The organism is Aquabacterium fontiphilum, from assembly GCF_009909205.1.
Lineage (GTDB): Bacteria > Pseudomonadota > Gammaproteobacteria > Burkholderiales > Burkholderiaceae_C > Aquabacterium > Aquabacterium fontiphilum.
The window spans coordinates 66,800-86,619 of sequence record NZ_JAAAPN010000003.1 but is presented as its reverse complement, the minus strand read 5'-3'; the positions used below and the strand labels follow the sequence as shown (position 1 = coordinate 86,619).

General features: G+C 67.2%; 19 protein-coding genes, 2 tRNA genes and 1 riboswitch. Of the genes, 15 read left to right on the top strand and 6 right to left on the bottom strand.

Annotated features, from left to right (window positions below; all coding sequences use genetic code 11):
- The first annotated feature begins 57 nt into the window (after positions 1-57).
- Positions 58-486 carry a DUF192 domain-containing protein gene (locus GTZ97_RS04165; RefSeq protein WP_407926730.1) on the top strand — a complete coding sequence of 143 codons (429 nt, stop codon included), beginning with the start codon at positions 58-60 and terminating at the stop codon, positions 484-486.
- A gap of 7 nt (positions 487-493) precedes the next feature.
- Here GTZ97_RS04165 and GTZ97_RS04160 read toward each other — a convergent pair whose 3' ends face one another.
- The gene (locus GTZ97_RS04160) at positions 494-1,411 is read right to left on the bottom strand and encodes a patatin-like phospholipase family protein (RefSeq protein ID WP_330863543.1); all 918 of its coding nucleotides are present in this window, start codon (positions 1,409-1,411) and stop codon (positions 494-496) included.
- Between the two features lie 143 nt (positions 1,412-1,554).
- On the opposite strand from GTZ97_RS04160, the gene GTZ97_RS04155 reads away from it, so the two are divergent.
- From GTZ97_RS04155 to GTZ97_RS04100, 12 genes are all read left to right on the top strand, one after another.
- The gene (locus GTZ97_RS04155; RefSeq protein WP_161649269.1) at positions 1,555-2,529 is read left to right on the top strand and encodes a sulfite exporter TauE/SafE family protein; all 975 of its coding nucleotides are present in this window, start codon (positions 1,555-1,557) and stop codon (positions 2,527-2,529) included.
- A 48-nt stretch (positions 2,530-2,577) separates the two neighbouring features.
- Positions 2,578-4,287, top strand: a complete 1,710-nt coding sequence (locus GTZ97_RS04150) for a nitrite/sulfite reductase (protein ID WP_161649268.1) — start codon at positions 2,578-2,580, stop codon at positions 4,285-4,287.
- Positions 4,288-4,329: 42 nt separating this feature from the next.
- On the top strand, positions 4,330-4,839 hold the full coding sequence (locus GTZ97_RS04145) for a DUF934 domain-containing protein (RefSeq protein WP_161649267.1): 510 nt from the start codon (positions 4,330-4,332) through the stop codon (positions 4,837-4,839).
- Positions 4,840-4,864: 25 nt separating this feature from the next.
- Complete coding sequence (locus GTZ97_RS04140) at positions 4,865-5,665, top strand: phosphoadenylyl-sulfate reductase (protein ID WP_161649266.1); 801 nt, start codon at positions 4,865-4,867, stop codon at positions 5,663-5,665.
- Between the two features lie 33 nt (positions 5,666-5,698).
- A complete protein-coding gene (cysD, locus tag GTZ97_RS04135; RefSeq protein WP_161649265.1) occupies positions 5,699-6,652 on the top strand; it encodes a sulfate adenylyltransferase subunit CysD in 954 nt (317 codons plus the stop codon).
- Positions 6,652-7,977, top strand: a complete 1,326-nt coding sequence (locus tag GTZ97_RS04130) for a sulfate adenylyltransferase subunit 1 (protein WP_161649264.1) — start codon at positions 6,652-6,654, stop codon at positions 7,975-7,977. The genes cysD and GTZ97_RS04130 overlap by 1 nt, the downstream gene beginning before the upstream one ends.
- Before the next feature lie 25 nt (positions 7,978-8,002).
- A complete protein-coding gene (gene cobA, locus GTZ97_RS04125) occupies positions 8,003-8,830 on the top strand; it encodes a uroporphyrinogen-III C-methyltransferase (protein WP_330863541.1) in 828 nt (275 codons plus the stop codon).
- A 52-nt stretch (positions 8,831-8,882) separates the two neighbouring features.
- A complete protein-coding gene (gene fdxA, locus GTZ97_RS04120; RefSeq protein ID WP_161649263.1) occupies positions 8,883-9,206 on the top strand; it encodes a ferredoxin FdxA in 324 nt (107 codons plus the stop codon).
- 16 nt (positions 9,207-9,222) lie between these two features.
- Entirely contained in the window at positions 9,223-10,284 is a 1,062-nt protein-coding gene (locus GTZ97_RS04115; protein WP_161649262.1) for an NAD(P)/FAD-dependent oxidoreductase, read from the top strand.
- A 23-nt stretch (positions 10,285-10,307) separates the two neighbouring features.
- Positions 10,308-10,416, top strand: a riboswitch (TPP riboswitch).
- Positions 10,417-10,479: 63 nt separating this feature from the next.
- Complete coding sequence (locus tag GTZ97_RS04110) at positions 10,480-12,645, top strand: TonB-dependent siderophore receptor (protein ID WP_161649261.1); 2,166 nt, start codon at positions 10,480-10,482, stop codon at positions 12,643-12,645.
- Between the two features lie 134 nt (positions 12,646-12,779).
- Positions 12,780-12,855, top strand: a tRNA-Asn gene (locus tag GTZ97_RS04105).
- A gap of 54 nt (positions 12,856-12,909) precedes the next feature.
- Positions 12,910-12,985: transfer RNA gene (locus GTZ97_RS04100), tRNA-Asn, on the top strand.
- Between the two features lie 41 nt (positions 12,986-13,026).
- Here the strand turns inward: GTZ97_RS04100 and GTZ97_RS04095 are convergent.
- Genes GTZ97_RS04095 through yfbR form a run of 3 tightly spaced genes read right to left on the bottom strand, consistent with a single transcriptional unit; the run spans position 13,027 to position 16,291 of the window.
- Positions 13,027-13,923, bottom strand: coding sequence for a universal stress protein (locus GTZ97_RS04095; RefSeq protein WP_161649260.1), 897 nt, complete (start codon positions 13,921-13,923; stop codon positions 13,027-13,029).
- A 26-nt stretch (positions 13,924-13,949) separates the two neighbouring features.
- On the bottom strand, positions 13,950-15,674 hold the full coding sequence (locus GTZ97_RS04090) for a cation:proton antiporter domain-containing protein (RefSeq protein ID WP_161649259.1): 1,725 nt from the start codon (positions 15,672-15,674) through the stop codon (positions 13,950-13,952).
- Between the two features lie 5 nt (positions 15,675-15,679).
- On the bottom strand, positions 15,680-16,291 hold the full coding sequence (gene yfbR, locus GTZ97_RS04085; RefSeq protein WP_161649258.1) for a 5'-deoxynucleotidase: 612 nt from the start codon (positions 16,289-16,291) through the stop codon (positions 15,680-15,682).
- A gap of 122 nt (positions 16,292-16,413) precedes the next feature.
- On the opposite strand from yfbR, the gene GTZ97_RS04080 reads away from it, so the two are divergent.
- On the top strand, positions 16,414-17,448 hold the full coding sequence (locus GTZ97_RS04080; protein WP_161649257.1) for an SLAC1 family transporter: 1,035 nt from the start codon (positions 16,414-16,416) through the stop codon (positions 17,446-17,448).
- 37 nt (positions 17,449-17,485) lie between these two features.
- A complete protein-coding gene (locus GTZ97_RS04075; protein ID WP_161649256.1) occupies positions 17,486-17,779 on the top strand; it encodes a metal-sensing transcriptional repressor in 294 nt (97 codons plus the stop codon).
- A 39-nt stretch (positions 17,780-17,818) separates the two neighbouring features.
- Here GTZ97_RS04075 and GTZ97_RS04070 read toward each other — a convergent pair whose 3' ends face one another.
- Together GTZ97_RS04070 and GTZ97_RS04065 are read right to left on the bottom strand one after the other, a co-directional pair.
- Positions 17,819-18,007, bottom strand: a complete 189-nt coding sequence (locus tag GTZ97_RS04070; RefSeq protein WP_161649255.1) for a YgaP family membrane protein — start codon at positions 18,005-18,007, stop codon at positions 17,819-17,821.
- Positions 18,008-18,022: 15 nt separating this feature from the next.
- The gene (locus GTZ97_RS04065; RefSeq protein ID WP_161649254.1) at positions 18,023-19,816 is read right to left on the bottom strand and encodes a SulP family inorganic anion transporter; all 1,794 of its coding nucleotides are present in this window, start codon (positions 19,814-19,816) and stop codon (positions 18,023-18,025) included.
- Positions 19,817-19,820: the final 4 nt, after the last annotated feature.

Here is a 19,820-nt window from a genome sequence, read left to right as displayed (position 1 = left end):
CGGCCTTCCGCGCGACCTTCCTCGCGGCCCTTCGTTCGCCTGCTGCGGAGGCTCGCCATCGCTGCGGTGAGCCTGACCAGTCTGTCGGCTGCCGCGTTGGATGGCCCGCAGAGTCTGCCGGTCATCCAGTTGGGCGCCGGGATGTACAACATCAAGGCCGAGGTGGCCCGCACTCCCCAGGAACATGCTATCGGCCTGATGCACCGCAGCAGCATGCCGGTCAATCACGGCATGCTGTTCGTGTTTGACCGGCCCGAACGTCAGTGCTTCTGGATGAAGAACACGCTGATTCCCCTGTCGATCGCGTTCCTGCGCGACGACGGAACGGTTGTCAACGTGGCCGAGATGAAGGCGGGCAGCCTGGACTCCCACTGCTCGGCCGAACCAGTGCGCTTTGCTCTGGAAATGAACCAGGGCTGGTTCAGCCGCCGTGGCGTCAAGCCAGGCGACCGCCTGGCAGGCGCCCCTTTCGGCACACCGCGCTGAGGCCGTTTCAACGAGGCCGGACAGCGGCCTTGATCTGGGGCAACACCATCAGCGTGGCCTCCCGGCCCGCAAGGATGGACAGGCGGCGCGCGCTGAAATCGGCGCTGCCGATGCCTTCCAGCTTGGGGCGAATCACGACCTCGGCGTCACGCGTTTCGAACTGGCCCAGCGCCTTGCCCATGATGCTGAAGGTCTGCAGCAGAATGTCGGTGGCCCGCCGCGTTGGCTGCCCCTCCGGCACAGCCGAGATGTCGACCGCGATCACCACCTCGGCGCCCATCTGACGGGCAAAGCGCACCGGCACCGGCGAGACGGCGCCGCCGTCGATGTATTCGCGCTCGCCGATGCGCACCGGCTCGAACACCGCTGGCACGGCGCTGGACGCACGCACGGCAGCGCCGGCATCCCCCCGTCTGAACAGCACCGGCTGGCCGGTCTGGAGATCGGCCGCCACCACACCCAGCGGAAGACGCATGGCCTCGATGGGCCGGTTGCCCACCTGGTTGCGCACGAAACGGGCCAGCGCCTCGCCCTTGAGCACGGAGCGGCCCGGAAACACCCAATCGGTGATGGTGGACTCGTCCAGCGTCATGGCCATGCGCCCCATCTCCACGGGCGTGCGGCCCGCGGCATAGAGCGTGGCAACCACGCTGCCGGCAGAGGTGCCCACGACCAAGTCGGGCTTGATGCCCTGCTCTTCCAGCACCTGCAGCACGCCGATGTGGGCAAACCCGCGTGCGGCGCCGCCACCTAAGGCCAGGCCGATGCGCGGCGCTCGCTCGGGCGGCCGCGGCGTGATGACCGGGTCAGACGGCGTGACAGACGGGGGGCTGGTCTGGGTGACAGGCGGCGGCGGGCGCACCTCGGGCGCTCTACTCGCGCACCCCGTCAGGCCCACTGCCAGCGCGACCAGCCCGAACAGCACGACACGGCACCGACGTCTATATTCGATATGGCTATTAGCAACTTCTGAAAAAATCGTTTTCATATATATGGAAGCCCGATAGCATCCCGACCTCGATTGTGGGGCCCGTCCATGGGCGTCGCATGTGCACGGGCTGCTCCAGCATGAAGATCCGCAACCTCGACCTGTCTGACAACACGATCAACGCCGAGCACCAAGCGCTCGGGCTGCCGCCTGTCGAAGACGACATCACCCACCCGTCCGACCATCCGGTCATGCGCATCGCCATGTGGTCGGTCGTGTTCATGCTGGCCGGCGTCATGATTTACCTGGGCTCGCGCCTGTTCAACGGCGAGCACAGCCGCACCGGCTTCGAGTTGATCCAGGACACGCTGCGCAGTTCCGATTTCTGGAAGGCGGTGGCCGTCGGCCTGCTGGCCCAGACGGTGGACGGCGCGCTGGGCATGGCCTATGGCATCACGTCGACCACCTTCCTGCTGGCCTCAGGGGCTTCGCCTGCGGTGGCCAGTGCCAGCGTGCACATCGCCGAGGTGTTCACGACCGGCGTGTCCGGCCTGTCTCACGCCAAGCTGGGCAACGTGAACCGATCGCTGTTTCTGAGGCTGTTGATCCCTGGGCTGCTGGGGGCCACCGTTGGCGCCTGGCTGCTGTCAAGTATTGATGGCGACCTGATCAAGCCGTTTGTGGCGGGTTACCTGTTCTTGATGGGCCTGTACATCATGTCCAAGGTGTTCAAGAAGATTCAGACCAACCGCAAGCCTCCCAAGCACGTCGCCAAGCTCGGCCTGCTGGGCGGATTTGTGGACGCGGTGGGCGGCGGCGGCTGGGGCCCCGTGGTCACCACCACGCTGGTGGGCACCGGACAAGACCCCCGCACCACCATCGGTTCGGTGAACTTCGCCGAGTTCTTCCTGACGTTTGCGGTGGCCGCCGTGTTTGCCGTGCTCGTAGACGAAGGCCCCTGGCCCATCGTCGCCGGCCTGGTGGTCGGTGGCCTGTTTGCCGCGCCGTTTGCCGCATTTCTGACCAAGCGCCTGCCCACTCGCACGCTGCTGGTGCTGGTCGGCACCGTGATCTGCCTGACCAGTGCCTACAATTTGTACCGTGCGCTGGCCTGATTCCTGACCGCTCACGCATCCCCACCGTTCTTTTCCTCGCTGCGCACCATGTACCAATACACCGAGTTCGACAAGCAGTTCGTCCGCCAACGTGCGGCCCAGTTCCGCGACCAGCTTGAGCGCAACCTGGCCGGCAAGCTGGCCGACGACGACTTCCGCCCGCTGCGGCTCCAGAATGGCTGGTACATCCAGCGCCATGCACCCATGCTGCGCGTGGCCGTGCCCTATGGCGAGCTCTCGAGCAAGCAAATCCGCCAGCTGGCCCGCATCGCGCGCGAGTTCGACCGCGGCTACGCCCACTTCACCACGCGCCAGAACGTTCAGTACAACTGGATCCCGTTGCCCAAGGCGGCCGATGTGATGGACCTGCTGGCCGAGGTCAACATGCACGGCATCCAGACCTCGGGCAATTGCATCCGCAACATCACGGCCGATGCCAAGGTCGGTGTGGCCGAAGACGAGATCATCGACGCCCGCCCCTACTGCGAGGTGCTGCGCCAGTGGTCCACCCTGCACCCCGAGTTCGCATTCCTGCCGCGCAAGTTCAAGATTGCCGTCAATGGCGCCAAGGAAGACCGCGCAGCCGTGGCCTGGCATGACATCGGCCTGCACCTGGTCAAGAACGACGCCGGTGAAGTCGGCTTCAAGGTGCTGGTGGGCGGTGGCATGGGCCGCACGCCCATCACGGGCACGGTCATCAACGACTTTGTGCCTTGGCAGCAAATCCTGGTCTACATCGAGGCCATCGTGCGCGTGTACAACCGCTACGGTCGCCGCGACAACATGTACAAGGCCCGCATCAAGATCCTGGTGAAGGCCGAAGGCCAGAAGTTCTTCGATCAGGTCAACGCCGAGTTCAAGAACATCCTCGAGCGCGACGCCGACGGCGCCGCCCACATCATCCCGCAGGCCGAGTTCGACCGCGTCAACGCCGGCTTCGCCTACCCCGCCGCCGTGCAGGCCCACCCCCCCTCAGGCAATGGCCTGCCGGCCGACGCGTCGGAAGCCGACAAGAAGCAGTTCGCCAAGTGGCTGGAGCGCAACGTGGAGGGCCACAAGCTGCAGGGCTACAAGTGCGTCCAGCTGTCGGTCAAGCGTGTGGGCCAGGCCCCTGGCGACGTGACGGATGCCCAGATGGACGCCATTGCCGACATGGCCGACCAGTTCAGTTGCGGTGAGCTGCGCGTGACGCACGACCAGAACGTGCTGCTGCCCTTTGTGCGCGAGGAAGACCTGTACGCCCTGTGGCAAGCCGCCAAGGCCGCGACGCTGGCCTCGCCCAACATCGGCCTGCTGAGCGACATGATCGCCTGCCCGGGCGGCGACTTCTGCGCGCTGGCCAACGCCCGCTCCATCCCGATTGCCAACGCGCTGATCGAGCGCTACCAGGACCTGGATGAGCTCTACGACATTGGCGAGATCGACCTCCACATCTCAGGTTGCATCAACTCCTGCGGCCACCACCACAGCGGCCACATCGGCATCCTGGGCGTGGACAAGGACGGCACCGAGTGGTACCAGATCACGCTGGGTGGCTCGGATGGCTCGAACCATGCCCCCGCAGCGGTGGCCGGCAAGGTCATCGGCCCGTCTTTCGCTGCCGACGAGGTGCAGGACGCGGTCGAGGCCGTGATCGAGACCTACCAGGCTCAACGCACCGCCGGCGAGAAGTTTGTCGACACCGTCAAGCGCGTGGGGCTGGAGCCGTTCAAGACCGCCGCCAACGCCGTTCGCCGCACCACGGCCAAGAGCGCCTGATCACGGGGCCGACAGCAAGGACATCCAGCAAGGACATCCAACATGAAATTCATCGATCCCCATCACGACCAGTGGCACACCGTGGGTGGCGAAGACGGCCCGATGGCCCACCCGCCCGTCAAGTCTTACAGCTTGCTGACCCTGGCCCAATGGCACGCCGTGCGCGAGCAATGGCCGGCCAAGGGCAGCGAGGGTTACAAGCCTGTGGGCGTGATCCTGGCCAATGACACCGACATCGAGGTGCTGGAAGCCGATGTGGCCAAGCTCGACCTGGTCGTGCTGCAGTTCCCGAAGTGGACGGATGGTCGCGCCTACACCCAGGCTCGCATCCTGCGCGCCCGCTATCGCTTTGGCGGCGAGGTGCGTGCCACGGGCGACGTGCTGGTCGACATGATGCCCCTGCTGGCGCGCACCGGCTTCGACGCCGTGGTGCTGCGCGGCGATCAAGATCGCGCCACGGCCGAGCGCACGCTGGGCTTCTTTGCCGCCCGTGGCCATTACCAGGGCGACGTGAACGTGAGCAAGCCGGTCTTTGGCCGCGCCACGGCCTGAACACCCGCGATCGGAGAGCCCCCTCATGAGCAACGTGTCCAGCCTCGACTTCGGTGGCGTGAGCAGCCTCGGCGGTGCGCCCTCGCCGGCCGGCTCGGCCATCGGTCTGTACGCCAAGGCCAGTCCTGACTTCGAGGCCAAGCTGGCTGACACCGTCGCCCTGCTGAAGGCCGCTGCGGCCGAGCACCCAGGCAAGGTGATCCAGGCCACCAGCCTCGGCGTGGAGGACATGATCGTCACTGACCTGATCGCGCGGCACGGCATCGGCATCGCCGTGGGCACGCTGGAGACGGGCGCACTGCACCCCGAGACCGTGGCCTTGATCGGCACGATCGAATCACACTATGCCGACGCCTTCGACGGCCAAGGGGTGAAGGTCGAGGTCTACAAGCCCGTGGCCGAAGCCGTCATCGCATTCGTGCAGAAGAACGGCGAGAAGGCCATGTACGAAAGCATCGACCTGCGCAAGGCCTGCTGCGGCCTCCGCAAGCTGGAGCCGCTGGCGCGCATGTTGGAGGGCCGCACGGCGTGGATCACCGGCCTGCGCCGCGAGCAGTCGAACAACCGGGGCGGCATGCTGGCCCGCGAGTCGGACGACAAGGGCCGCGCCAAGTTCAACCCGATGATCGAGTGGACCTGGGGCGATGTGTGGCATTACGTGAAAGAACACGGCGTGCCCTACAACCCGCTGCACGACCAGTTCATGCCGTCGATTGGCTGTGCACCTTGCACGCGCGCCATTGCCGTGGGCGAGGACTTCCGCGCTGGGCGCTGGTGGTGGGAAGACGAGAAAGCAAAAGAATGCGGCCTGCATGTTCACAAGTGAACGTGCGCCTGAAGATTCAAAAGCGAGAACAAGATGAGTGATGTGAACCAACTGCTGGCGGAGGTTGACCACCGCCACCTGGACGCGCTGGAAGAAGAAGCCATCTTCATCCTGCGTGAAGTGGCGGCCAGCTTCGAGCGCCCCGGTCTGCTGTTTTCCAGCGGCAAGGACTCCTGCGTGGTGCTGCACCTGGCCGAGAAGGCCTTCAAGATGAAGAACCCCGCGACGGGGAAGCTCGAAGGCAAGCTGCCTTTCCCGCTGCTGCACGTGGACACCGGTCACAACTTCCCTGAGGTCATCGACTTCCGCGAGAAGCGCGTGGCCGAGATCGGTGAACGCCTGATCGTCGCGCACATGGAAGACTCCATCAAGCGCGGCACCGTGCGCCTGGCCCACCCGCTGGAGTCGCGCAACGGCCACCAGACCGTGACGCTGCTGGAAGCGATCGAAGACAACCGCTTCGACTGCCTGATCGGCGGCGCCCGCCGCGATGAAGAAAAGGCCCGCGCCAAGGAACGCATCTTCAGCCACCGCGACAGCTTCGGCCAATGGCAGCCCAAGGAGCAGCGCCCCGAGCTGTGGAGCCTGTTCAACACCCGCATCAAGCCGGGTGAGCACTTCCGCGCTTTCCCGATCAGCAACTGGACTGAGCTGGACGTGTGGCTGTACATCGCCCGCGAAGGCATCCCGCTGCCCAACATCTACTACAAGCACCCCCGCCAGGTGATGCGCCGCAAGGGCCTGCTGGTGCCGCTGACCGAGGTCACACCGGCCCTGGAAGGCGAAACCATCGAGACGGTGGACGTGCGCTTCCGCACCGTGGGCGACATGACCTGCACCTGCCCGGTCGAATCCGATGCCGCCAGCCCGGCCGACATCGTCGCCGAGACCCTGCACGTGACCGTGAGCGAGCGCGGCGCCACCCGCATGGACGACCGCACGTCCGAGGCCTCGATGGAGCGCCGCAAGAAGGAAGGTTATTTCTGATGAGCACCGTGATTCACAACGAAGCCAGCGAAGAACTGGCCCACAAAGCACTTCGCTTCCTGACTGCGGGCAGCGTGGACGATGGCAAGAGCACCCTGATCGGCCGCCTGCTGTTTGACAGCCGTGCCATCCTGGCCGACCAGCTCGACGCGCTGGAAAAGCGCGCCGCCGGTGCGCCCATTGACCTGTCGCTGCTGACCGATGGCCTGGAAGCCGAGCGCGAGCAAGGCATCACCATCGATGTGGCCTACCGCTACTTCGCGACCAAGACGCGCAAGTTCATCATCGCCGACGCCCCGGGGCACGAGCAATACACCCGCAACATGGTGACGGCTGCCGCCGGCAGTGATGCCGCCGTGGTGCTGGTGGACATCACCAAGATCGACTGGAAGGCCTCGCCCGTGCCGCTGCTGGCGCAGACGCGTCGCCACAGCCTGCTGGCCCACCTGCTGCGCGTGCCCTCGATCGTGTTCGCCGTGAACAAGCTGGACGCCATCGAGCAAGACACGGAAGCAGCCTTCAACGCCGTCAAGGCCTCGCTGGAAGCCTTTGCCGAGCAAGCGGGCATCGTCAACAAGGGTGTGATCCCCGTGTCGGCGCTGCGTGGCGACAACGTCACCACGCCGTCGGCCAACTGGCCCTGGTACCAGGGCCCCACCCTGCTGCAGGTGCTGGAACAACTGCCCGTGACAGACGAGCGCCACGACGGCGCCCTGCTGCACCCCGTGCAGTACGTGACCCGCGACGCGGTGGGCGAAGGCGAAGCCAATGCTTCGGGTACTGGCCACCAGTACCGCACCTTCTGGGGTCGCATCGCCCATGGCGCCGTCAAGGCCGGCGACGAAGTGCAGATCTTCCCGAGCGGCCAGACCGCCGTGGTGGCCGAAGTGCGCCACGCGGCCCTGGTGGTGGACCAGTGTGAAGCGGGCCAGTCGGCCGGCATCGTGCTGGACCGCCAGGTCGACATCTCGCGCGGCGACTGGATCCACACCCCCGGCTCCATCAAGCCCACCGACAGCTTCAGCGCCACGCTGGCCTGGCTGGACACCGAGCCCGCCGTGGTCGGCCGCAAGTACTGGGTGCGCCATGGCAATCGCTGGGTGCAGGCCCGCATCTCCGCCATCGCCAGCCGCCTGGACATTCACTCGCTGGCAGACACCGATGCGCATGAGCTGGCCGTCAACGAGATCGGCCGCGTGACCATCCAGACGCAGCAACCGCTGCCCGTGGAGGCCTACGTGGACAACCGCGTGGGCGGTGCGCTGATCGTGGTCGACCCGACCACCAACCGCACCTCGGGTGCGCTGCTGGTCCAGGCCGCCTGAGGCCGTGGTTCAGGACGTCCGTACCGTGTCCAGTTCGCCGTGCTCACTGGTGGCCGCCAAGGTCGTCTTCATTGGCGCCGGCCCCGGCGAGGCCGATCTGATCACGGTGCGGGGCAGCCGGCTGCTCGGGCAGGCTCAGGTGGTGCTGTTCGACGCCCTGGCCGACCCCAGCCTGCGGGATCTGGCGCCTCAGGCCGACTGGATCGACGTGGGCAAGCGTGGCTTTTCCGGCAAGGAAGGCAGCGACTTCAACGGCCAGACGCGCATCAACCGGTTGCTGGTTGAGCAGTCGCTGGCCGTGGGTGCCATTCATGGCGAACGTGGCCTGGTGGCCCGACTCAAGGGCGGGGACCCGAGCCTGTTCGGTCGCCTTGAAGAAGAACTGCACGCGCTGCACGCCGCCGGCATCCCCTGTGAGGTGGTGCCGGGCGTGACGGCCGCGCTGGCCGCTGCTGCCGCCACACAACGGCCGCTGACGCGCCGCGGCTCGGGACGCAGCGTGAGCTTCACCACCGCGATGACCCGCACGGGCGACCTGCAATGCGGCATGGGCCCTGGCCAACGCGCCGACACGGAAGTGTTCTACATGGCAGGCCGCCAGCTGGCCCCGCTCAGCAAGGGTCTGCTGGATGCCGGTTGGCCCGGCGAGACACAGGTGAGTGTGGTGTCTCGCGCCGGCTGGCCCGACATGCGCCACTCGCTGCACACCGTCGCCACGCTGGGCGAGGCCTCGGACATCCACGCCGGGCGCCCCACCCTGGTCATCGTGGGGGCCGCCGCCACCGAGATTCCTGACGAACCTTTGACCCATATCCCCCTTTGCGGCGAAGGCCGCCCGCCTGCCGAAGGCTGAGCCCCCGTAAAATCCCGCCCTCAATCCCCTCAAACCGCAACAAGAGATTGTCATGACCCACGTCGTCACCGAAGCCTGCATCCGCTGCAAATACACGGACTGTGTGGACGTGTGCCCGGTGGACTGCTTCCGCGAAGGCCCCAACTTCCTCGTCATCGACCCCGATGAGTGCATCGACTGCGCCGTGTGCATCCCGGAGTGCCCGGTCAACGCCATCGTGCCCGAGGAAGACGTGCCTGGCGACCAGCAGCAGTACATCCAGATCAACGCCGATCTGGCCAAGAAGTGGCCCAGCATCACCAAGCGCAAGGCCGCGCTGCCCGATGCCGAAGAGTGGAAGGACAAGACGGGCAAGCTGGATCAGCTGATCCGCTGACCTGCCTTCAACGGGCATGATCGACACAGACGCCGTCGTCATCGGCGCGGGCCCGGTGGGCCTGTTTCAGGTCTTCCAGCTCGGCCTGCTCGGGCTGGAGGCCCATGTGGTCGATGTCTTGCCCGAACCGGGGGGCCAATGCGTGGCCCTGTACCCGGACAAGCCCATCTACGATGTGCCGGGCATTCCCGCGTGCACGGGACGTGAGCTCGCGCAACTGCTGCTGGACCAGGCCGCGCCCTTTCTGCCGCGTGATGCGCAGGGACACAGCACGCGCCTGCATCTGGGCCAGCAGGTCGCCCACCTGAGCCGAGATGACTGCGGGCACTTCAAGCTGACCACGCAGCAGGGCCGCGCCTTCCGCGCTCGGGCCGTCTTCATCGCCGCGGGCGCTGGCGCCTTCGTGCCCCGCAGCCTCAACCTGCCCGGGCTGGGCGATTGCACCAACGTTCACCACCATCTGCCCGATGCCGGTCAACCCGCGCCCTGGGCAGGCCAGCACGTGGTGGTCTGCGGTGGCGGCGATGAGGCCTTGTCGACCGTGGTGGCGCTCAGCGCCGACACGCCCGAGCGTCGGCCCGCACAGATCACGCTGCAGCACCGCCGCGACGTGTTTCAGGCCGAACCCGAGCTGGATGCGGCCGTGCGGCTGCTGATGCGCGACGGTGCAGTGCGCCTTCAGACTGGCCTGCCCGATGCGCTTGACACCGACGGCGGCCGCGTCACGGCACTGCGCCTCCTGGGCAGCGATGGCCAACCCGTCAGTCTGCCGCTGGACCACCTGCTGATTCGCCAGGGACTGAGCCCACGGCTGGGGCCGCTGGCCGAATGGGGCCTGACGCTGGAGCGCAAACAGGTCAGCGTCTCGTCGGCCACCTTCGAATCCAACCTGCCTGGGGTGTACGCCGTGGGCGACGTCAACACCTACCCTGGCAAGAAGCGGCTGCTGTTGTGTGGCTTTCATGAAGCCACGCTGGCCGCGCACGCGGCGTCGGCCGCGCTGAACCCCGACGCGCCGCAACACCTGCTCTACACCACCACCAGCCCGTTGCTCAAGCAGCGGCTCGGCCGCGCATGACACGCGCCTCGGGGCTAGAATCCGGTCATTGCTAGGGGTGTGATCGCCTTGCCGTCTGGGCGCGATCGCTGAGAGAGTCCCTTCGAACCTGACCGAGATCATCCTCGCGTAGGGAAGCATGGCCCGCATCGCCGGCAACGCTGTCGCGCATCTGTCCATCGCACCCGCGCGACCACCTGTGCCGGAGCCTGCCTGATGCGTCGCCTTCTTCCGTTCGCCCTGTCCCCTTTTGCCGCCACGCTGGCTTCAGCCGTGGCATCCACGCTGGCCTGGGCCCCGGCCCACGCGCAGACCGATGGCACCGCAGCCGCCACACTGCCAACCATCGGCGTGACCGCCACGCCCGAGCGGCAGAACCGCGCCAGCGTGTCGGGCTGGGGCGATGGCCCCGCCTGGCGCGCACCGTATCAGGCCCAGACATTCAGCCAGGACGCCCTGCAGCAAGCCCAGGTCACCCGCCTGGCCGAGCTGACCAAGCTCGACGCCAGCGTGACGGACAGCTACAACACGGCCGGCTACTGGGACATCCTGGCCATCCGGGGCTTCACGCTGGACAACACCAGCAACTACCGCCGCGACGGGCTGCCCATCAACGGCGAGACCCGGCTGCCGCTGGACAACAAGGCCGCTGTCGAGGTGTACAAGGGCATCAGCGGCCTGCAGGCGGGCGTCAGCGCGCCGGGCGGGCTGGTCAACCTGCTGGTCAAGCGGCCCGAGGGCCGCACCCGCTCGGTCGGCCTGTCGGCCACGGATGCTGGCGCCCACCTCACCACGGTGGATCTGGGTGACCGCTTCGGCGACGCCCGCCAGTTCGGCGCCCGCCTGAACCTGGCCGCCGAACGCCTGGACACGCCGGTGGACGGCACACGCGGCCAACGCAAACTGGCCGCTCTGGCCACCGACTGGCGGCTGAACCCGGGTCACCTGATCGAGTTTGAGATCGAGAGCAGCCGACTGGCCCAGCCTAGCGCGCCGGGCTACAGCCTGCTGGACGGCCGGGTGCCGTCGATCCACTCGGTCGACCGAACCCGCAACTTCAACCGGCAAGACTGGACGCTTCCCGTGGTGATGGCTGGCACGACCGGCTCGCTGCGCTGGCAAGGCGACTTGGGCCAGGGGCTGCGCGCGCGCGTGACCTATGGCGAGCAGCACCTGCAGTCAGCCGACCGGGCTGGCTTTCCGTTCGGCTGTGGTTTCGATGACTTCGCGCAGTACTGCGCCAATGGCGACTTCGCCTACTACGACTACCGATCCGAGGGCGAACGTCGCATCACGCGCTCGCTGCTGAGCGAGCTGGAAGGCGAGGCGCGCATCGGCGGTATGGGCCACAGGTGGCAGCTGTCGCTGCTGCGCTCGCTGCACAAGACCGATGTCAACAACACCGCATTCAACTATGTCGGCGACGGCAACACGTACACCGGCGTGCCTGGGCTCACACCGGATCACACCGCCTTGGGTGCGGGGCTTGACCGCACCGATCGCAGCACCGAACTGGCATTGCGTGACGAGGTCGCATTGAGCGAATCGCTGCGCGCCTGGCTCGGCGTGCGCCACACCCAGATCCGCCGCAACGCGCGCAGCACGGCCGATGGCACAGCTGCGCCGCGCATCAGCGAAGACCTGACCACCCCCTGGCTGGGCCTGGGCTACACCCTGGCCCCTTCGACACAGGCCTACGTCAGCTGGGGCGAGGGCGTGGAGGTGCTGCATGTGCCGGCGGTGTGGTACGGCAATGCGGGCGCGCCACTGCCTGTGCACAAGAGCCGCCAGACCGAGGTGGGACTCAAGGGACAGGCACCCTGGTTGAACGGACAGCAGAACTGGTCGGTCAGCCTGTTTGCGATTCGCAAGCCACAAGGGGCAGGCAACCCGGCCACCGGCGAGTTCCTGCTTGACGGCACCGCCACCCATCGCGGGCTGGAACTGCAATGGCAGGGTCGTCGTGGACCGTGGCAACTCGCCGCCGGTGGCATGTGGATCGACACAGAGCGCCGCGGCAGCGCCAATCCTGCGGTCAACAGGCAGGAGAGCACCAACGTGCCCGAGCACACGCTGCGCCTGTCAGGTCAGTACACGCTGCCACTGACCTGGCCGGTGTCGGTTCAGGCCGATCTGGTACGCGAGGGTCGTCGCTGGGTGGATGTGGCCAACACCGCGCGGCTGCCCGCATGGAACCGCGTCGACCTGACGCTCAAGACCACCACGCCACACACCGCAGGCCAGCAATGGACGGTGCAACTGGGCGTGACCAACCTGCTCGACGCCAAGGCCTGGCGGGAGGCACCGGCCCTGACGGGCCACTACTACCTGTTCCCGATGCTGCCGCGCACGGTGACGCTGTCGGCCCGGCTCGATTTCTAAGGCGGACAGCGCTGGCGCGATGTGCATGCAAAAAGCGACAGCGCTCAGTGCGCCCGGCGTTCCATGCTATAGTCGCGTTCTCGACTGATGTTGTGCCGGTTCGTTGAAAAATGGCCTGCACGACATTGATCTGATCCCCGATAGCTCAGTCGGTAGAGCGCCGGACTGTTAATCCGTAGGTCCCTGGTTCGAGCCCAGGTCGGGGAGCCAAAAATTCAAGACGGCCTTGCCTGCCGAAATCGCAAGGCCCGACACCCCAGATGATCCCCGATAGCTCAGTCGGTAGAGCGCCGGACTGTTAATCCGTAGGTCCCTGGTTCGAGCCCAGGTCGGGGAGCCAGATCAAGCCAGAGCCCAGCCTTCGCGCTGGGCTCTGTGCTTTCAGGCTGTCACCAGCACATCGGTTTCAGCCTCGACCAGCACGTGTTTGGTCACACTGCCCACCAGCAGCTCCTCGAGTACCGTGTCCTGTCCCTTGCCCATCGCAATGAGGTCGACGCCCAGCTCGTCGGCGTGGGCCAGAATGAGCCGCGTCGGCTCACCGTGTGCCACGACGGTAGCGACCCGATCCGCATCCAGGCCGCACTCGGCCATCAGGGCCTGCATGTGCGCATGGGCATCCTGACGCGCCTGGAGCTCATAGCGATGGATGTGGTCGTCGTCCACGCCGGCCAGCTTCATCTTGCCCTCAAACGGCACCAGAAAGGCATGCATCAGGATCAGTTGCGCTTGCGGTGCCAGGCGGCGCGCCGCCTCGATCGCCGCGCGTGAAGCAGGCGAAAAGTCCACTGGCACCAGGATTTGGCGGTAGCCTGCCGGCCCGCCCTGCCGCGCGACCAGCACCGGCACGGGGCAACGGCCCACCAGCCTTTCGGCGGTCGAGCCCAGAACAGCGTGCCGCACGCGTCCCGCACCCTGCGGACCGACCACCACCAGATCGGCCTGGGTTGCCGCCACGTGGCTGAGCAGGCCAGCCACAATGGGCTGCCGTTCAACCGTGACCTGGGCCTTCACCTGGTAGCGGGCCGCCAGGTCGTCGGCGACGGCCTGTACGTCAGCGGCCAGCGCAGCCAGCAACAGCCCCTCGACCTGCTCAGCGTCATCTGCTGCGACCAACCGCAGACGGTCGAGCAGCCCGAGGGTCACCATGTGAACGAGACTCAGGCTGGCGCCGTGGGCATGCGCCAGCTGCGCCGCACGGTGACACGCCACCATTGCGGGTTCAGAGAGATCAGTGGCCGCAACAACGGTGCGAAGGACTGGATCAGCGTGGATCATGTGGTTCTCCTGCTCACGGAAACAGATCAGCTTTCGGTGCCGGCGGGCGCGGGAATGGCGCCGTGGGCCATGACAGCCTGCCCCAGGCTGCCCGCCAGCCCGGCTTCGGGGGTCAGGACCTCATTGAAGCCGGACTGCCGCAGCCAGCGCGCCTCATCTTCGCTGGCCACCTCGGCCAGGGCCACGATCTCCGGGTTGAGCATGCGCGCGATCTCAAGCATGGACAAGGCCTCCACGGCGGCATGCCCGGTGACCACCAGCTGTCGGGCGGTGGCCACATGGGCCTGGATCAGCGTGGCCGGCTCGGTGGCGTTGCCGAACACGGCCGGCCAACCCTGTGCACGCAGGCCCTCGACCACCTCGCGGCTGTTGGCCACCACCACGAAGGGGATGCGCCGATCGTGCAGCGCCGAAGCCACGCGCTCGCCAACCGGCCCGAAGCCCACCAGCACCACTTGCCGCGCAAGATAGCGTTGATGGGTGGTCATCGGCAACTCGGCGAGCGGGTCGTCGCGCGCCTCCAGCTTGCGCGCAAACGCCGAGCGCGCAAGCACCCAGCGCCGCAAGGGCTCCACGGCCGAGAACAGCAAGGGGTTGAGCGCAATGGAGAGGATGGCCCCGGCCACGATCAGGCTTTTGGCCTCGGGCGGCAACACGCCCAGTGAGGTACCCAGGGCGGCCAGGATGAACGAGAACTCGCCGATCTGCGCCAGGCTCACGGACACGGTCAGCGCGGTGTTGAGCGGGTAACGAAACGCCAGCACCAGCACGGTGGCCGCCAGCGACTTGCCCAGGATGATGATGGCGGCCACCACCAGCACGTGGATCGGGCTGTCGATCAGCACGCGGGGGTCGAACAGCATGCCGACCGACACGAAAAAGAGCACGGCAAAAGCATCGCGGAAGGGCAGCGACTCTTCCGCCGCGCGCTGGCTGAACTCGGATTCACGCAGGACCAGCCCCGCAAAGAACGCCCCCAGCGCCACCGACACGCCAAAGAGCGCTGCCGAGCCATAGGCGATCGTGACGGCCGCGGCCATGACGCCGAGCGTGAACAGCTCACGGTTGCTGGTGCGGTGGATCTGCCAGAGCACCCAGGGCAGCACCTTGCGGCCGGCCACCAGCATCACGACCAGGAAAGCGCCGACGGCCAGCAAGGTGCGCCCCAGGCTTTCCAGCAGACCCCGGCCACCGGACTCATCCGCTGCACTGCCACCGCCTCCACCCGCCACATCGACCAGCGTGGGCAGCAGCACGAGCACCAGCACCATGGCCAGGTCTTCGACCACCAGCCAGCCCACGGCGATCTTGCCGTTGACCGAATCCAGGGCACCCCGACTCTCGAGCGCACGCAGCAACACCACCGTGCTGGCGACCGACAGCGCCAGGCCGAACACCAGTGCAGCCGGCCAGCTCCAGCCCCACCACCAGGCGGCGGCCACGCCCATGCCGGTGGCAGCGGCCATTTGCACCACCGCCCCGGGCACCGCGATGCGTCGCACCGCCATCAGATCGGCCAACGAGAAATGCAGGCCCACCCCGAACATCAGCAGCATGACGCCGATCTCGGCCAACTGCATGGCCAGGTCCACATCGGCCACGAAGCCCGGCGAATGCGGCCCAATGACCAGCCCGGCGACCAGGTAGCCGACCAACGCCGGCAGGCGCAAACGCGAGGCCGCAAAGCCCAGAACGAGCGCCAACCCCAGCGCCGCGGCCAGCGTGACGATCAGCGGCATGTTGGCGTGCATGCCGCTCAGCCCCCCTGCATCAGCGAATCGAGGGTCAGCTCATAGGCCGGCGCAAACACATCAAGGAAGTAGCGCACCTCGGGCGTCATGGTGGCGTGGATCTTGTCGCGCACTTGCTGCTCGGCCTGCTCGAACTCGCGGTTGCCGTAGCGCAACTCGGCGCGGCACTTGAGCCAGGCGGCCAGCCGGTCGGCGGACTTGATCAGCGCAGCCTCGTCTGCGGGCCAGGCTGCATGGTCCATCATCGGCGCCAGCGCAGCCCGAACGGGCTCGGGCAGCAGGGCCGTCATCTCGCGGGCCACCTCGTCTTCCAGGTGGGCCGTGGCCTGGCGCATGGCGGGCGAGTACTTGACCGGCGTGGGCAGGTCGCCGGTGATGGCCTCGGTCGCATCGTGAAACAGCGCGCGGGCGGCCACGGCGTTCGGGTCCACCGGCTGGCCGAGCACGTCGCGGCGGATCACGGCCAGCGCGTGGGCCAGCACCGCCACCTCCCAACTGTGCTGCGCCACGTCCTCTTCAACGGCATTGCGCATCAGCCCCCAGCGCTTGATGAAGCGCAGGCGGGACAGATGGGCATAGAAAGGACTGTGACCGGGAACGGGCTTGGAATCGGGCATGCGGCGCGCTGGCAGGAATCGTGCAAGGTGGATCTGACATCTTCCACCAAAAAGCCCGGCCGCTACACGAGACGCACCGCAGAAGATACACACCACATACCCCCGTGGGTACAATACCAACCATGTCTGTCTTTGCCCCGCTGCAACACCTTCACCCCGGCTGGTTCACCCTCGTGATGGGCTGGATCGGACTGGCCATGGCCTGGACCCGCGCCGCCGCCCTGATGGGCCCTCAAGCGCTGTGGGTGGCCCGTGTGGCTGGCGCAGTCGCATTCGCCCTGTTCACGGTCCTGGCAATCGCATCGGCATGGCGCGGCCGCCGGTTCGGCCGGGCCTGGCGCGACGACCTGGCTCACCCTGTCCGCCATGCCTTTGTCGCAGCCATCCCCGTCTCCATGCTGCTGCTGGGCACCTGGCTAAGTTGGCATGCAGCGCCGCTGGTCAGTCGAGGTGTGACGGCAGCAGGCATGTTGCTCACGCTGGCCGAGGTCCTTTGGCTCATGGGTTCGGCCGGGCAGCTGCTGGCGACCGTGTGGGTGTTGCAGCGCTGGTGGCGAAAAGGAGGTGGCCTGGGCCTGGTCACCCCTGTCCATCTGATTCCCATCGTTGGCAACGTGTTGACCCCATTGGGCGGCGTGGCGCTGGGCCATGAAACCTGGTCCCTCCTGCAGTTCGGGCTCGGGCTGATCCTGTGGCCCGTATGGAGCGCGATGATGTGGCGCCGGGCACGACAGGGTCCTGCCCTGCCTGACCGTCTCGCGCCAGCGCTGTTCATCCAGGTGGCACCACCGGCCGTCATCGGCATCGCACTGGCTGCGCTGGGCGCAGCCGCGCTGTGGTCGTGGCTGGCGTGGGCGCTGTCCAGCGCCTTGCTTGCAGGTCTGGTGTTCACGCAGGGACGGCGCTTGCTGAGCCAGCCCTTCGGCCTGCCTTACTGGGGAATGAGCTTTCCGATGACGGCCTGGGCCAGCCTGAGCATGTGGTTGTTCACCACACCTGCCCTGCCCGTCGTGTGGCACACCGCGGCCGTGGCCACGCTGGCACTCGCCTCGGGCGTGATCCTCATGCTGAGCAGCAGCACATGGCGCGGGCTGCGTCAGGGCACGCTGTTGGTCGCCGAACCCGCCATGCCGCCAGCGGCCGCGGTCAAGACATAGGACAATGGCGCATTCCGCTTTTCAGCATCACAGCAACATGGCCGCACTGGACGACGACAAGAGCCGCACGGAGATCCTCAACCGCCTCAAACGTGCAGAAGGTCAGCTACGTGGCATCCAGCGCATGATCGAGGCCGGCGAGGGCTGTCTGCCCATCGCCACGCAGATGGCCGCGGTGCGCAAGGCACTGGATTCCACCTACATGCGCATGACACTGTGCTTCATGGAAAAGCAACTGGAGGAGACGCTGACCCAGCAGGGACAGGCCGTGCCAGCCCAACTGGGCGATGTCATCCAGGAGATGGAATCCCTGTTGAGCAAGATCCGCTGAAGCGGATCTTGCTGGACCAGCCTACGCTGGCCCCAGGGCTCAGCGGGTCTTACAAGTCGACAGCCCGAAGGGCAGATACGCGGGGCACCAGCCGATGAGCCCGGTGGCCAGGGGCACCACGCCGATCCAACCCCAGGCGCCGACGGTGCCCGTGGCCGCCAGCGCGATGAGCACGACGCCGGCGCCGATGCGTGCGATGCGGTCGATGCCGCCAACATTTGCTTTCATGGAACTTCTCCTGCTTCAGTGAGAGGGGCCTGCGGCCCCGGTGGTGGAATGCATGGGCCCTGCCGCGGTCAGCCGCTCCCAGGCCTGCTGCGCGCTCAGAAAGGTTCGGCCCGCGAAGCGCCGCGACCACTCGCCAGCGTGCAGCCGGTCGGCCACGGGCCCTTTGATGTCGGTCAGGTACAGCACACGCCCCTGCTCGGTCAGGGAGGCGTCGAACGCCAGCAATGCCTGCAGCGCGGTGTGATCGATGTGGTTGACCGCGCTCATGAGCAGCACCACGTGGCGTGCCTCCGGACGCCCCGCAATGAGTTCGCACAGCCGGTGTTCGACCTGCTGGATGTTGGTGAAGTCCAGACTCTCGTCGATGCGGATAAGCACCGCCCCAGGCAAGCGCTCGACTTGGTGGCGGGCAACATTGCGGAAATGCTCGCTTCCGGGCACCCGGCCCACCTCGGCCACATGAGGCTGGCTGCGGCGCCAGATCATGGCGGCCAGCGACCAGGTCAGCCCTGCCAGCAGCCCTGCTTCAAAGCCCACCAGCATGACGCCGGCGGCGGTGGCCACGAACGCGCCAGCATCGGCGCGGTCGTAAGACCAGGTGACGCGCAGCGGCTGCCAGGACACCAGATTGACCACCGCCATGACGATGACCGCCGCGAGCGCAGCACGCGGAAGCCAGGCGAGCGCCGGCAAGAGCACCGCCATCAGCGCCACGAGCAGCCCCGCCGTGACCACCCCTGCCAGAGGGCTGCGTGCACCGGCTGCCTGGTTGACCACGGTGCGAGACAGCCCACCCGCCACGGCAAGGCCACCAAGCAGCCCTGCCCCCACATTGGCCAGCCCCAGACCCAGCAACTCCCGGTCGGCGTCGACGCGGTCCCCTTCGCGCAGCGCGAAGGTCTGAGCCACCGACACGCTGCTGACAAAGCCCACGAGGCCGACCAACAGCACTGGCAGCGCCAGACCGCGCAGCGTGGCCGCGTCTGCCACGCCACGCAGACCGTCCCAGGTTTCGGCCCAGCCCCCCAACTGCAGTCCGCCGACGACCCGCACGGCCTCGGGCTGAACGTGATTCCACCCTGCCGCAGCCGCGCCGGCCAGCAGCAACACCGCGAGCGGCCACAGCCGTGTCGCCAGCATGCCCACTCGGGCACGCTCGGCCCCGACCAAGCGCATGATGGCGCGAGGCCCTGCCCACAACATCGTGGCGGCGCCCAGGCCGATCGCCATGTCGCCCCCACCATGCCACGCCTGGTCGTGCAGCGCGCGCCACACCGACAGCGCCATCTCGGGCAGCGTGTGCCCCAGGTTGCCCACGCCCAGCATGGGCCCGAGTTGCCCGGCCAGAATCAACACGGCCGACGCCACGGTGAAGCCCTGTACGACGGGCTGGCTCATGAGCTGCGACAGAAAGCCCAGGCGCAGCAGCCCCATGCCCATCAACAGCAGGCCGCTGCCCACAGCCAGCAAGGCCGACAAGCCCAGGTACGCGACCGAACCGGCCGGCGCCAATGGCGCCAGCGCCTGCGCCACCATCAAGGACGTGATGGCAGCCGGCCCGACCGAGAGTGTGCGGCTGCTACCGAACAGGGCGTAGGCCAGCAAAGGCAGCACGCTGGCCAGCAGTCCGGCCTGCGGCGGCAGGCCGGCGAGCATGGCGTAAGCCAGACTTTGCGGCACCAGCATGACGGCGACGACCAAACCGGCCGTCACGTCACCAGGCAGGTCGGCCCGGGACCAGCGGTGCCACCACGCGGGTGGCCATGCCCAGGGAGCACGGTGGATGCGGAAGACGGGCGAGGTGCGCATGGAA